Origin of the sequence: Vibrio sp. 10N.286.51.C3 (genome assembly GCF_003050065.1) — a bacterium.
In the GTDB taxonomy this organism is placed as follows: Bacteria; Pseudomonadota; Gammaproteobacteria; order Enterobacterales; family Vibrionaceae; genus Vibrio; species Vibrio crassostreae.
Map to the genome: position 1 here is coordinate 123,400 of NZ_PIGC01000002.1, position 13,427 is coordinate 136,826.

10 protein-coding genes are annotated in these 13,427 nt (G+C 43.0%); 6 read left to right on the forward strand and 4 right to left on the reverse strand.

Annotated features, from left to right (window positions below):
* Position 1: 1 nt before the first annotated feature.
* From CWO27_RS02285 to CWO27_RS02295, 3 genes are all read right to left on the reverse strand, one after another.
* Entirely contained in the window at positions 2-742 is a 741-nt protein-coding gene (locus CWO27_RS02285) for an ABC transporter permease (RefSeq protein ID WP_048659692.1), read from the reverse strand.
* A gap of 79 nt (positions 743-821) precedes the next feature.
* Positions 822-1,592, reverse strand: a complete 771-nt coding sequence (locus tag CWO27_RS02290) for an ABC transporter substrate-binding protein (protein ID WP_107898506.1) — start codon at positions 1,590-1,592, stop codon at positions 822-824.
* Positions 1,593-1,728: 136 nt separating this feature from the next.
* Positions 1,729-2,499: an ABC transporter ATP-binding protein gene (locus CWO27_RS02295; RefSeq protein ID WP_004736532.1), complete on the reverse strand. Its 771-nt coding sequence runs from the start codon at positions 2,497-2,499 to the stop codon at positions 1,729-1,731.
* A gap of 792 nt (positions 2,500-3,291) precedes the next feature.
* Between CWO27_RS02295 and CWO27_RS02300 the strand changes: the two genes are divergently transcribed.
* The 5 genes from CWO27_RS02300 (at position 3,292) to CWO27_RS02320 (ending at position 10,246) form a co-directional block, all read left to right on the forward strand.
* Complete coding sequence (locus tag CWO27_RS02300) at positions 3,292-4,833, forward strand: DUF3360 family protein (protein ID WP_048664665.1); 1,542 nt, start codon at positions 3,292-3,294, stop codon at positions 4,831-4,833.
* Positions 4,834-5,140: 307 nt separating this feature from the next.
* Positions 5,141-7,417, forward strand: coding sequence for a formate C-acetyltransferase (gene pflB / locus CWO27_RS02305; RefSeq protein ID WP_055319744.1), 2,277 nt, complete (start codon positions 5,141-5,143; stop codon positions 7,415-7,417).
* A 200-nt stretch (positions 7,418-7,617) separates the two neighbouring features.
* Positions 7,618-8,619: a lipid A deacylase LpxR family protein gene (locus CWO27_RS02310; RefSeq protein WP_107898507.1), complete on the forward strand. Its 1,002-nt coding sequence runs from the start codon at positions 7,618-7,620 to the stop codon at positions 8,617-8,619.
* 164 nt (positions 8,620-8,783) lie between these two features.
* Positions 8,784-9,524: a pyruvate formate lyase 1-activating protein gene (pflA, locus tag CWO27_RS02315; protein WP_102432542.1), complete on the forward strand. Its 741-nt coding sequence runs from the start codon at positions 8,784-8,786 to the stop codon at positions 9,522-9,524.
* A gap of 221 nt (positions 9,525-9,745) precedes the next feature.
* Positions 9,746-10,246 carry a YfbU family protein gene (locus tag CWO27_RS02320; RefSeq protein ID WP_017631241.1) on the forward strand — a complete coding sequence of 167 codons (501 nt, stop codon included), beginning with the start codon at positions 9,746-9,748 and terminating at the stop codon, positions 10,244-10,246.
* Positions 10,247-10,352: 106 nt separating this feature from the next.
* Here the strand turns inward: CWO27_RS02320 and CWO27_RS02325 are convergent, their stop codons facing one another.
* Positions 10,353-11,108, reverse strand: a complete 756-nt coding sequence (locus tag CWO27_RS02325; protein ID WP_057621885.1) for a MipA/OmpV family protein — start codon at positions 11,106-11,108, stop codon at positions 10,353-10,355.
* A gap of 354 nt (positions 11,109-11,462) precedes the next feature.
* Between CWO27_RS02325 and CWO27_RS02330 the strand changes: the two genes are divergently transcribed.
* Positions 11,463-13,397 carry a PrkA family serine protein kinase gene (locus CWO27_RS02330; RefSeq protein ID WP_048659697.1) on the forward strand — a complete coding sequence of 645 codons (1,935 nt, stop codon included), beginning with the start codon at positions 11,463-11,465 and terminating at the stop codon, positions 13,395-13,397.
* Positions 13,398-13,427: the final 30 nt, after the last annotated feature.

A 13,427-nucleotide genomic window follows, 5' to 3' on the forward strand; every position in this document is an offset into this window, starting at 1 on the left:
ACTACCTCGCGTGGATACTGAATTTACGTTCAACCAACTTAAGTAAGCCCGTCGAAACACTGGTGAAGAATAAGAAGATCAGCGCCACCGTCATATAGAAGGTAAATGGCATTTTGGTTGAACCTGCCGCTAATGCGCTAACGCGGACCATGTCTTCTAGGCCGATAATCGATACCAACGCAGTCGTCTTAAGCAGAACTAACCAGTTGTTACCAAAGCCCGGCAGTGCGTGACGAATCATTTGCGGTAATAGAATACGACGGAACGCTAAAACGGGTCCCATGCCGTAGGCCTTCGCGGCTTCCATCTCACCGCTGTCAACAGCCATGATTGCACCACGGAAGGTTTCAGCCATGTAAGCGCCAAAGATGAAGCCAATGGTTAAGACACCAGCAATGAATGGGCTGACATCAATATAATCTGGTAAGTAAGAGGTCCATTCGTGGTTAGGATCACTTGAGGTGAACCACTCATTGAGCCACTCATTGATGGAATACAAACTGTTGTTTAAAAGGATTTGTCCACCAAAGAAAATCAGCATCATCAAGACGAGATCAGGAATGCCTCGAATAACAGTTGTATAGAGGGTTGCAATAGCACGAGCCCAACGATAAGGCGCTAGTTTTGCTAAGGCACCTAGCATACCAAGAACCATAGCTAAAATTAGCGACAGCAAGGCAACTTCGATTGTAAGCACCGCCCCTTTCAGGATCGAAGCTTCATATCCTTGTAAATCAAACATAATGAATTCCAACAGAACTGCGAAAAAGTTGGTAAGACAGGGAGAGGAGAACCTCTCCCTTAAGAAGTGACGCTAGAAATTACTGACCGTATACGTCGTAGTTGAAGTATTTAGCAGCGATATCTTGGTAGATGCCTTTCTCACGTAGTGAAAGGATTGCAGCATCTAATTGCTTAGTCAGATCTTTGTCTTGCTTACGTAGAGCAATACCAAAACCTTCACCGAACCACTTAGGATCTGTTAGTGATGGACCAACAAACTCGTAGTCTTCACCACCAGCTTTGTTTAGTACGCCTTCTTCTAGAGCAGATGCATCACCCAGTACAGCAGCAACACGACCGTTAGCTAGATCAAGGTAAGCTTCATCGAATGAACCGTAACGAACGATTTCTACTGTGTCACCGTAGTTGTCTGTTAGATATTTATCGTGAGTTGTTGCACGTTGAACCGCAATTTTTTGACCGCTTAGATCATCGAAGTTAAGACCTGCACCTTTTTTAGCGATGAACTTGTTTGGGATAAGTGCGTATTTGCCAGTGAAATCGATCTTTTTCTTACGCTCTTCCGTGATAGACATTGCCGCGATGATCGCATCATATTTACGAGCAAGTAGAGAAGGGATAATGCCATCCCAGTCTTGTGCAACAATCTTACACTTCACCTGCATTTCAGTACAAAGTGCGTTAGCCATATCGACATCGAAGCCTTTTAGTGAACCGTCAGCTTCTGTCCAGCTAAATGGAGGGTAAGCACCTTCAATACCGAAACGTACTGTTTTCCATTCTTTTGCTTGAGCTACGCCCGTTGCAGCAGTTGCAGCAAGTGCCGCGACTAATAACCACTTTTTCATATCCCTACTCCTGTGATTTAGGTTTTTATGTTTTGCTAATTTTAATATTGTGTTTGTTGTTACTTATTAACTTACTTGTTGTGTTTCATTGTTAACACTGTCGCCATTTACCTTAGCAACAGCATTTCAATTCTGATTAGTAAATCGATGAGATAAATTGTTGTAATCGCTCAGATTCAGGCTCAGTAAACAGTTTAGCTGGATCGCCCTGTTCTTCCACTAAGCCTTGATGCAGGAACATCACATGGTTGGATACGTCACGAGCAAAAGCCATTTCATGTGTTACCACAAGCATGGTTCTTCCTTCTTCTGCTAGATCACGCATTACACCAAGTACTTCCCCAACTAACTCAGGGTCAAGTGCCGATGTTGGTTCATCAAACAGCATCACCTCAGGATCAACCGCTAACGCTCGAGCAATTGCCGCACGTTGTTGTTGCCCACCTGATAAATGACCTGGGTAGTAATCTTTACGCTCATACAGGCCTACTTTTTTAAGTAGTAGTTCTGCATTTTCAATCGCTTGAGCTTTAGGTACACCTAAGACGTGAACAGGCGCTTCGATAACATTTTCGAGAACGGTCAGGTGAGACCAAAGATTGAAGCCTTGAAAAACCATCGCTAAGCGAGAACGGATTCGCTGTACTTGTTTTTCATTAGCAGGAACAGATACACCTTGGCGGTTGTTTTTCATTTGAATTAATTCGCCATTAACCCAAATTTCGCCTGCGGTTGGTGTCTCTAAAAGGTTGATACATCTAAGGAAAGTACTTTTACCCGACCCTGAAGATCCGATAATCGATACAACATCGCCTTTATGCGCAGAAAGTGAAATTCCTTTTAAAACTTCATTTTGACCAAACGTTTTGTGTAGATCCTTTATGTCCAGCGCTGGTACATCTTTCATGCGCTTTCTCTCCCAAGTTTGTGAAAATGCAAGGTACTCCGACCTTTTCATGCGATACAAACTAGCACCACACGAAAAAACATGCAACAAATTATTAACCTAATAAATTGGAATAAATAGCGATTCACTCTGACTTATTATGCAAAAGGTAGCGTTTTCGCCTCAATTTAATGAATGAGTTCTATCAATAAGCTGTAATTACACCCCTTACATTGTTTAAATAAAGTTAACCAAAATGAGATTCTCGTAGCTTGATGTCTCACAAGAAAAACAGGTTTTGTGAACTTAGAAACATCGCGACCCACAAAATATAGCGCGAACATTCAGCACACCATCCTCACCATAATTCACAATTATTTTAAGGTTATTACATTGTAAGTATTTTACTCAGAGCGTGGGGCAAGCGAGTAATAGTGAGATAACTCAGTAAACATAAAGCATTCAGCCAATTCCATAGCGGTAAAGGCTCGGAGAAGATAAGAAAACGTCAATTTGTGAAAACTAATTACACGATTCATCAATGGAAAGTTAATGAATCGCTGCGTTTTGTAGCTTTCTTTCACATACACTCATAAAGTGATCAAGATCAATCACCCTAAAGGGTAAGCTTGTTAGACTCCTCAGCAAAGAATAAGGCATTAAAAATGCCAAACATTTCTTTTAACTTAGCTGCATAAAGCACATCAAGACCGTGCAACATAATGTTAATGAGTTATAACTAAGAAATAACGCAATTACGCGAACTTATAGAATTCAATTTTAGAATTACTAACATAAAAATATGAGGAATCTATGTCAGACGTTGTGAACAATGCGAACTCTGAAGTAGAAGAGAAAAGCTATAAAGAGCTACACCGCCCTGCTTCTGAATTTGAGAGCCGCTCAGATTATCTAGATCATGAGCTTCAAATCATGAAGCCTCGCCGCTTCGGTTTAAACCTTCCTGGTCGTGACTTCCGCTTTGAACTTGAAGACCTTGTTCCTGCACTTGCTGGTACCATTGGTATCATCGCGATGTACTCAGCAGTAATGATGTCTTGGGCTGATGGCCTAACTCAAGCTTGGGATCACGTAAACTTAGGTAAAGAGTTTGCGATTGAAGTCGCTCGTGTAGAAATGCTTATCCCTGCACTGCTGTTTTGTATCCTTGCTTCTGGTTTCTTTAACCCTAAAGCAAACCTTGCCGGTAACCACGGCCCAATGATTCCTCTTATTGGTACCATTGCTTTAGCTGGTGCTCACCCTCTTGCATTGGCAATTCTTATTGGTGTTTTCGGTCTAATCCTAAGTTTCCTAAAAGGCGGCTCCAAGCTGGTTAACCTAACTTCGGAAGGTACCGCTGGTGGCTTGCTCATTTTCTTAGGCCTAACGGGCACCATGAGCCAAATTAACTCAATTCAAACATGGGCGGTTGGTCTTCAATCTTCTACTGTTGAAGCGGGCAGTATGGGTTACGTTGGTTTAATTGTTCTTGCTATTACTATTGCTATCTACGCTTTCTTAGCAAAAGTAAACAAGCGTTGGTTGGCTATCCCAGTGTGTGCATTCACAGGCCTTGCTATTGCATTAGCACTAGGTGCAGGTTTCGATATCGTGTTCGAAACTGAAATGGGTATTCCAAACCTAAACCCAGTTTACTGGTGGGGTTCTACTTCTGAAGGTTGGATGCTTGGCTTACCAAACGTTGAACACTTCATCGCTTCTCTACCATTTGCAATTCTTGCAGTAGCGATGTGGTCACCTGACTTCCTAGGTCACCGTATCTTCCAAGAACTGAACTACCCTAAAAAGTCTGAAAAAGTACTTATGGACGTAGATGACACAATGACTATGTGTTCAGTTCGTCAAATGGTTGGTACTGCGGTTGGTGGTGGTAACATCACATCTTCTTGGGGTACTTACATGATCCCAGCTGCAATCGCGAAACGTCCAATTCCCGGCGGCGCAATCTTACTTGGTTCTCTATGTATTATTGTTGCGATTCTTGGTTTCCCAATGGACGTTGCGGTATGGCCACCAGTGATGCGTGTAGCGCTACTTGTAGGTGTATCTCTACCTCTACTTGAAGCGGGTATGCAAATGGTTAAGGATTCAAAAGATTCTCAAGCGGCTGGTATCTGTATCTTCGGTTCTGCGGTTGTTAACCCGGTATTAGCATGGGCACTGACTATGCTTCTTGATAACAACGGCCTAATTGGTGATAAAGAGCGTGCGAAGCGTCTATCATTTGTAGACAAGATTGTTATCCCAGTTGGTGTTTTAGTTATCTGTCTAGTAGCAATGCTTGCAGTTGGTATGCTAGAAAGCCAATATGGTCTAAAAGCTTGGCTATAATGGTCCTTACTACACAAAAGTAGTAATCGGATTAAAAAAAAGTTTGGGTGGCAACCCCTGTCACTCAAATTTTTTCAACTTTTTTTGGCATTTATTGATTTAGTTTAAGGTTTGCAGGAATTTTTTAGCGTAGTCTTGAATTCATAGAGTAAAGACAACATGTAAAAAGTAGTGACAATATATATAACCATATGACGCTTATATGCTCATATATATTGTTATTAATAAGAGTGTACTACCCTTACGAGGGGCGCTGGCTCAACAGTGTTAATGTACGTATTTTTTCTACTAAAAAGGTAGGTATGTCATGGCAGAGCAATTTGCTAAAGCTTGGGAAGATTTTGCTGCAGGTGAGTGGCAAAGCGAAGTAAACGTTCGTGATTTCATTCAAAAGAACTACACGCCGTATGAAGGCGACGAGTCTTTCCTAGTTTCTGAGGGTACTGAAGCAACTAACAAGCTTTGGTCTTCGGTAATGGAAGGTATCAAACAGGAAAACGCAACTAAAGCACCTGTAGATTTCGATACTTCTGTTATCTCTACCATTACTGCTCACGATGCAGGTTACATTGAGAAAGATCTTGAGACTATCGTTGGTCTACAAACTGAGAAGCCACTAAAACGTGCAATCATCCCTAACGGTGGTGTACGTATGGTTGAAGGTTCTTGTAAAGCATACGGTGAAACTCTTGACCCAATGGTTTCAAAAATCTACTCAGAATACCGCAAAACACACAATGCTGGCGTTTTCGATATCTACACTCCTGATATCCTAAAATGTCGTAAGTCTGGTGTTCTGACTGGTCTTCCTGATGCATACGGCCGTGGTCGTATCATTGGTGACTACCGTCGTGTTGCACTTTACGGTATTGATTTCCTAATGAAAGACAAAGCTGCTCAATTCGCTTCTCTACAAGAGCGTTTCGAGAACGGCGAAGATCTTTCTGCAACAATGCAATTGCGTGAAGAGATCTCTGAGCAACATCGTGCTCTAGGTCAAATCAAGCAAATGGCTGAGAAATACGGTTTCGATATCTCTGAGCCAGCTCAAACTGCTCAAGAAGCTATCCAGTGGACTTACTTCGGCTACCTAGCTGCTGTTAAATCTCAAAACGGTGCTGCAATGTCTCTAGGTCGTACTTCGACTTTCCTAGACATCTACATCGAACGTGATATCGCTGCTGGCAAAATCACAGAAGACCAAGCACAAGAAATGATCGACCACTTCGTAATGAAGCTGCGTATGGTTCGTTTCCTACGTACTCCTGAGTACGATGAGCTATTCTCTGGCGACCCAATCTGGGCAACAGAATCTATGGGTGGTATGGGTATCGACGGTCGTACGCTAGTAACGCGTTCGAACTTCCGTTTCCTAAACTCTCTATACACTATGGGGCCTTCTCCAGAGCCAAACATCACTGTTCTTTGGTCTGAGCAACTACCTGACGGCTTCAAGCGTTTCTGTGCGAAGGTATCTATCGATACTTCTTCTATCCAGTACGAAAATGATGACCTAATGCGTCCTGACCTTGAGTCTGATGATTACGCTATCGCTTGTTGTGTATCTCCAATGATCGTTGGTAAGCAAATGCAGTTCTTCGGTGCTCGTGCTAACCTTGCGAAAACAATGCTTTACGCAATCAACGGCGGTGTGGACGAAAAACTTAAGATGCAAGTTGGTCCTAAAGAAGCTCCAATGACTGACGCTGTTCTTGATTACGATAAAGTAATGGACCGTCTAGATCACTTCATGGACTGGTTAGCTAAGCAATACGTGACTGCACTAAACAGCATTCACTACATGCACGACAAGTACAGCTACGAAGCTTCTCTAATGGCTCTTCATGACCGTGACGTTCGTCGTACTATGGCTTGTGGTATTGCTGGTCTATCTGTTGCAGCTGACTCACTGTCTGCAATCAAATTCGCGACTGTTAAACCAATCCGCGACGAAGATGGCATCGCAACTGACTTCGAAATCGAAGGCGATTACCCTAAATACGGTAACAACGACTCTCGTGTAGATGACATTGCTTGTGAACTAGTTTCTACGTTCATGAACAAGATCCGTAAGCTTAAGACTTACCGTGATTCAATCCCTACACAGTCAGTTCTTACGATCACGTCTAACGTGGTTTACGGTAAGAAAACTGGTAACACTCCAGACGGTCGTCGTGCTGGCGCTCCTTTCGCTCCTGGTGCTAACCCAATGCACGGTCGTGATGAGAAAGGCGCAGTAGCTTCACTAACGTCTGTAGGTAAACTACCGTTTGCTGATGCACAAGATGGTATCTCTTACACGTTCTCTATCGTGCCAAACGCACTAGGTAAAGAACAAGACAGCCAACGTGCTAACCTTGCAGGCCTAATGGATGGTTACTTCCACCACGAAGCTGGCATTGAAGGTGGTCAACACCTTAACGTTAACGTTCTTAACCGCGAAACTCTTGAAGACGCAGTTAAGCACCCTGAGAAGTACCCTCAGCTAACAATCCGTGTATCTGGTTACGCTGTTCGCTTTAACTCTCTAACTGCAGAGCAACAAGCTGACGTAATCGCACGTACATTTACTGAGTCTCTATAAGCTCACGCTAAATAGACAGTAAATAATATTAGCCTCGCCAATGTGCGGGGCTTTTTTATATCCGTTGTAAATCGCACAAGCTTAACCCATCCCTCGAAGTGTTAGATTGAGCAAAAAAGCACCCTGCCATTCACTTTTTTTCCACAAATCCTGTCAAATTACGGTAATATCGCGGTTCATAATTTAAGAGTAACTGCTCCATGAAATACCTGCGTTGTTTACCCCTAATTCTCCTTTCTTTTTCATCTTTGGCATCTGATCGTTCTACGTTAACTTTCGCTTTAGATAACGATGGTATTTTTGGTGTCGACCAAGACTATACCAACGGCTTATTTCTGGGTTACACATCATCAAGTATTACACCATACAACTGGGTAAAACCACTGAGCCTTTCTTACTGGGGCGCAAGCTCTCTAGATAAGTGGGAAATCACCATTGGCCACAAAATGTATACGCCTTCAGATATTGAATTGGAAACACCATCTGCCAATGATCGCCCGTATGCAGGTTACCTACACACCGAATTCAACTACATCAGCTTAAATCCACAACAAGCTCAGCGTTTTAACATCACGTTTGGTACGACTGGTGAGCGTGCACTTTCAGAAGATGCTCAAAAGCTGGTTCACTCAATCACAAAATCAGATGAGCCTATGGGCTGGGAATATCAAGTTGATGATGAGTGGGCGGGAAGCGTTGGCTACCTAAGCCATTTCAACTTAATGCGTAATCAAGCTCTAGCGAATACTGACTACGAAATCTCTAACGTTTCAGAAATCAACGTGGGTAACTTTAGAAGTGACATTTCAACAGGCTTCATGTTCCGTTGGGGTACAGACTTAGGTGGCAACTTTGGTGCAGCCAACATCACCACAGAAAACCCATTCAAACCTGGCATGATCGGCGCATCAAACGCTGGTTGGTTTACCTATGCAGGCCTTGAAGGTCGTTACCGATTCAACGACCTAACAATTGAAGGCGCTCGCTCAGGTGTTGATGAGTACGCTCATAAAAACAACGAAGATCCCGCTATCTATGATGTGACTTTAGAGAATATTCAAGCGACTGCTGTATTGGGTGTCGCTTGGTATAACCGATACGTTGGTGCCTCTTTCGCACTAACAGCAAAAACACCAGATTACGAAGAAGCAAAAGAGTCAGTGTACACCACTGGCGGTATCACAATGTTTGCTTTCTTCTAGCCACCAGTAAGAGCTTTCGTCCTTTACTTTCCAAGTTTAATAAAGGCAATCATCTTAACGGGTGATTGCCTTTATTTTTAAAGACCTCGTTACCATTTGACCCTATTTTATGTACCGTTTTTGTAATAAAATAAAGGGTATAAATTCCTCTACGAGAATAGCTCATGTCTACAACTGGTCGCATTCACTCATTCGAATCTTGTGGTACTGTCGATGGCCCTGGTATCCGCTTTATTGTGTTTCTTCAAGGCTGCTTAATGCGTTGTATGTACTGTCATAACCGTGATACATGGGATCTTCATGACGGAAAGGAAGTAACGGTCGAAGAGATCATCAACGAAGCAAAATCATACCGTCATTTCATGAAAGCATCGGGCGGTGGTATCACCTGTTCTGGTGGTGAAGCGATGCTACAACCTGAGTTTGTTCGTGACTTTTTCCGCGCAGCTCAAGCTGAAGGCATTCACACTTGTCTTGATACTAATGGCTACATTCGTAAGCACACTGAAGTGGTCGATGAAGTACTAGAAGCCTCTGATCTAGTAATGCTAGATCTTAAACACATGCGAGATGAAATTCACCACGATTTCATTGGAGTATCAAACCGACGTACTCTGGATTTTGCGCGCTACTTGCACAAAATCGGTAAGAAAACTTGGATTCGCTATGTGATTGTTCCTGGCTACACCGATACGCCTGAAGATGCTCATCTTCTAGGTGAATTCATCAAAGATATGGATAACATCGAGAAAGTAGAACTGCTTCCGTACCACAAGCTTGGTGCTCATAAATGGGAAGCGCTTGGTTTTGACTACCCGCTTGAAGGAACAAACCCACCAAGCAAAGAAAAAATGGACGAGATTGTTGAGGTTCTAAGCCAGTACCATTCAAACGTAAAATACTAATCTAGACTTACGTCCATAGCGATTTCAAACGCCTCAATTTCGATTGGGGCGTTTTCTTTTTCGAGCAAAACAATCCTTTCACTTTTCTTTACAACTTTTGTTTATCAATTCAAAAAATCATATTAAATCCGTGTTGAGATCATGTTTCCACTCTTAGGAATGCTGTTACTCTTACTGCAACAAAAAAATACAAAATTTAGTTTTTTAGTGAGGCTTCTCCCATGGAAATGACCAATGCTCAGCGTCTAATTCTATCAAATCAATACTACCTAATGTCTCAAATGGATCCTGAGAACTCCGCTAAATACCAACGTCTACAAACGATTGTAGAACGTGGTTACGAACTCCAAATGCGTGAACTTAACAAAGAGTTTGGTTGTTTGACTGAAGCAGAATGTCGCGAAATTATCGACATCATGGAGATGTATCATGCAATGCAAGAGTCAAACAAAATGCTTGCAGAGCAAGAACGTGCTGAAGTAGACCAACGTCGCCTACAGTTCTTAGGTTTTGATATCGCTTCTGAAGCGCAGATCGTACATTACGTGCGTTTCCTTGTAGATTCTGAAGGTCTTTACCCTCAGTTCGACAAAGCGGATCACCACTTCAATAGCCAAATGCCAATGCTAGACAAATACCGTCGCATGCTAACAACATGGCGCAACTGCCCTCGTCAGTACCACCTATGTGCGACAGAGCTATCTCAAATCTTCAGTGCTTAATGCATCAAAAGATAAGCCTCAGCTGGCTTAAAAAATTTCAAAAAAGGGTTACTCATCACGAGTAACCCTTTTTTAATATTCGTATACAAAGAGAAAACCAAAGTAACTAGAAAACGTAAGCAACACCGACGTTTGCAGCCATGTTGATACCACTTTCAAGTATTGGGCTGTTCTCAATATCCCCTTCTAGATTGGTATAACGAACGCCACCCGTCACTCGGATATTTGGCGTCACATGCAAGTAACCACCTAAACCAATAAAGTACTGGCCATCCCAGTCTGCGTCGAATTCATTGAGGTTTGTTCTTGCCGCTTCAGCTGAACTCACACCATATAAGTGATTGTTCAAACGCTCACTGTTATAGGCGTAACCAATAGAAGGAGTAATCGCCCAACCATTTCGGCGAATAGGTAGGCGCCATGCCGCTTCTGCGTAAATACCGTTATGCTTAAAACCTAAGTCCGAACCTGCAGTCGCTTCAAACATCCCAACCAGAGTAATCACTTGATAACTGATACCACCCAATACAGAGGCATCACGTTCATCCAACTTTTGAATATCAACGTTATCAGAGTCACCCGGCTTTAATGTTCTTGAATCATAAACGGCTCGAAACACAATATTTTGCGGTGAACCTGCAGGTAATAAGCGATAGCCTGCACTGAAACCACGCATAAAGAAGTGCTCACCTTCATAACCAATCATAGGGATCACGGCACGGTTTGACGGAGTGTCTTTGTAAACAGCAGGAGAATAAGAGGCAGCAACGCCTAGTGACCACTGCGAGATTTTTGCATGTGTTGCTGTCGAAGCCAGTAACGCAGCACTGATAGCCACTATTTTTAACCCATTGTTCTTCACTACATCTACCTATTTATTGAGCAATTTTTGATAACGCCGCGCATTATATGGTACTTCGTTCCGGAAAATCAATAGAGCCCAATTATACATCTAATACACATAAATCCATTGTGAGTATTATTAAGCGACCTAAAATCACAAAACAAACGGCTAGATCCCCTCGAATGTAAAATAATTTGATTCTACACGCCTCAAGTTGCCTATTGAGCTCGCTACGTTTTTCACACACAAAATTGTAAATAAATACATAATTGTTAAGCAAAATTGTCGAAGCGGGTCTAACCTTAAAATGTAGGGAGAGCCTATTTTTCAATCGCTCGTCAGTTTTGACTGGTTAACAAGGGGAATGTGACTATGAGTATTTTTGACCACTATCAATCACGTTATGAAGCAGCCAAGGAAGAAGAGCTGACATTGCAAGAGTTCTTAGCGCTGTGTAAAGACGATAAAAGTGCTTACGCGAATGCTGCCGAGCGCTTATTACTAGCCATTGGCGAACCTGAGGTCATTGACACCGCTCAAGACCCTCAACTGAGTCGTATTTTCTCGAACCGTGTCATCTCACGCTACAGCGAATTTAAAGATTTCTACGGCATGGAAGATGCGATTGAACAGATTGTGTCTTACTTAAAACATGCAGCACAAGGTTTAGAAGAACGCAAACAAATCCTTTACCTACTTGGCCCTGTGGGCGGTGGTAAATCTTCTCTTGCTGAAAAACTCAAAGCCCTGATGCAGAAACTACCAATCTATGTATTGTCTGCTGACGGTGAACGAAGCCCAGTAAACGATCACCCATTCTGTCTATTCGATGTCAACGAAGACGGTGACTTATTGAAGAACGAATATGGCATTGAGAAACGCTATCTTCGCTCAATTATGTCTCCGTGGGCTGCAAAACGTCTGCACGATTTTGGCGGTGATATTTCCAAATTCAAAGTCATCAAACTACGCCCTTCTATTCTCGATCAAGTTGCGATCGCTAAAACAGAGCCTGGTGATGAAAACAACCAAGATATTTCGTCTCTGGTTGGTAAAGTGGATATTCGTAAACTTGAGCACTTCTCTCAAGATGATCCTGATGCCTACAGCTACTCTGGTGCGCTATGTAAAGCCAACCAAGGTGTGATGGAATTCGTGGAGATGTTTAAAGCGCCAATCAAGGTATTACACCCACTACTAACGGCAACACAAGAAGGTAACTTCAACGGTACCGAAGGGCTTTCTGCACTGCCATTTGACGGTATGATTCTGGCTCACTCGAACGAATCTGAGTGGCAGACCTTCCGTAACAACAAAAACAACGAAGCCTTCCTCGACCGTGTGTACATTGTAAAAGTCCCTTACTGTTTACGCGTCTCTGAAGAAGTCAAGATCTACAAGAAGCTGCTTGAACACAGTGAGTTATCCAAAGCCCCTTGTTCACCAAGCACGCTCGACCTGCTATCGCAATTCAGCATCCTATCGAGACTGAAAGAGCCTGAAAACTCTTCTCTGTTCTCAAAAATGCGGGTTTACGATGGTGAGACTCTAAAAGACACCGATCCAAAAGCGAAGAGCTACCAAGAGTACCGAGACTACGCAGGCGTTGACGAAGGTATGTCTGGGCTATCGACACGTTTCGCCTTTAAGATCCTGTCTCGCGTGTTTAACTTCGACCAAGCCGAAGTGGCCGCCAACCCAGTGCACCTGTTCTACGTTATTGAGCAGCAAATCGAACGTGAGCAGTTCCCTCAAGAAACCGCCGAGAAGTATCTAGAGTTCTTGAAAGGATACCTAGTACCACGCTACGTAGAGTTCATCGGTAAAGAGATTCAAACCGCTTACCTAGAGTCTTACTCTGAGTACGGTCAAAATATCTTCGACCGCTACGTGACTTACGCTGACTTCTGGATTCAAGACCAAGAGTACCGCGATCCAGAAACAGGCCAGCTATTTGACCGCGCTTCTCTGAATGGTGAACTTGAGAAAATAGAGAAAACAGCCGGTATCAGTAACCCTAAAGACTTCCGAAATGAGATTGTGAACTTTGTGCTTCGTGCCAAAGCCAACAATAACGGTCAAAACCCTGTGTGGACGAGCTACGAGAAACTGCGCACTGTGATTGAGAAGAAAATGTTCTCTAACACAGAAGAGCTACTTCCTGTTATCTCATTCAACGCTAAGACCTCAACGGATGATCAGAAAAAACACGACGACTTCGTTGCTCGTATGATGGAAAAAGGCTACACCGAGAAACAAGTGAGACTGCTATCCGAGTGGTACCTAAGAGTTCGTAAATCCTCATAACCAAACTGTATTGAGCTGCTCAAGTGAGCA

Coding starts and splice junctions, on each gene's coding strand:
- CWO27_RS02285 (WP_048659692.1), bottom strand. CDS start 742: ATGTTTGATTTACAAGGATATGAAGCTTCGATCCTGAAAGGGGCGGTG.
- CWO27_RS02290 (WP_107898506.1), bottom strand. CDS start 1,592: ATGAAAAAGTGGTTATTAGTCGCGGCACTTGCTGCAACTGCTGCAACG.
- CWO27_RS02295 (WP_004736532.1), bottom strand. CDS start 2,499: ATGAAAGATGTACCAGCGCTGGACATAAAGGATCTACACAAAACGTTT.
- CWO27_RS02300 (WP_048664665.1), top strand. CDS start 3,292: ATGTCAGACGTTGTGAACAATGCGAACTCTGAAGTAGAAGAGAAAAGC.
- pflB (WP_055319744.1), top strand. CDS start 5,141: ATGGCAGAGCAATTTGCTAAAGCTTGGGAAGATTTTGCTGCAGGTGAG.
- CWO27_RS02310 (WP_107898507.1), top strand. CDS start 7,618: ATGAAATACCTGCGTTGTTTACCCCTAATTCTCCTTTCTTTTTCATCT.
- pflA (WP_102432542.1), top strand. CDS start 8,784: ATGTCTACAACTGGTCGCATTCACTCATTCGAATCTTGTGGTACTGTC.
- CWO27_RS02320 (WP_017631241.1), top strand. CDS start 9,746: ATGGAAATGACCAATGCTCAGCGTCTAATTCTATCAAATCAATACTAC.
- CWO27_RS02330 (WP_048659697.1), top strand. CDS start 11,463: ATGAGTATTTTTGACCACTATCAATCACGTTATGAAGCAGCCAAGGAA.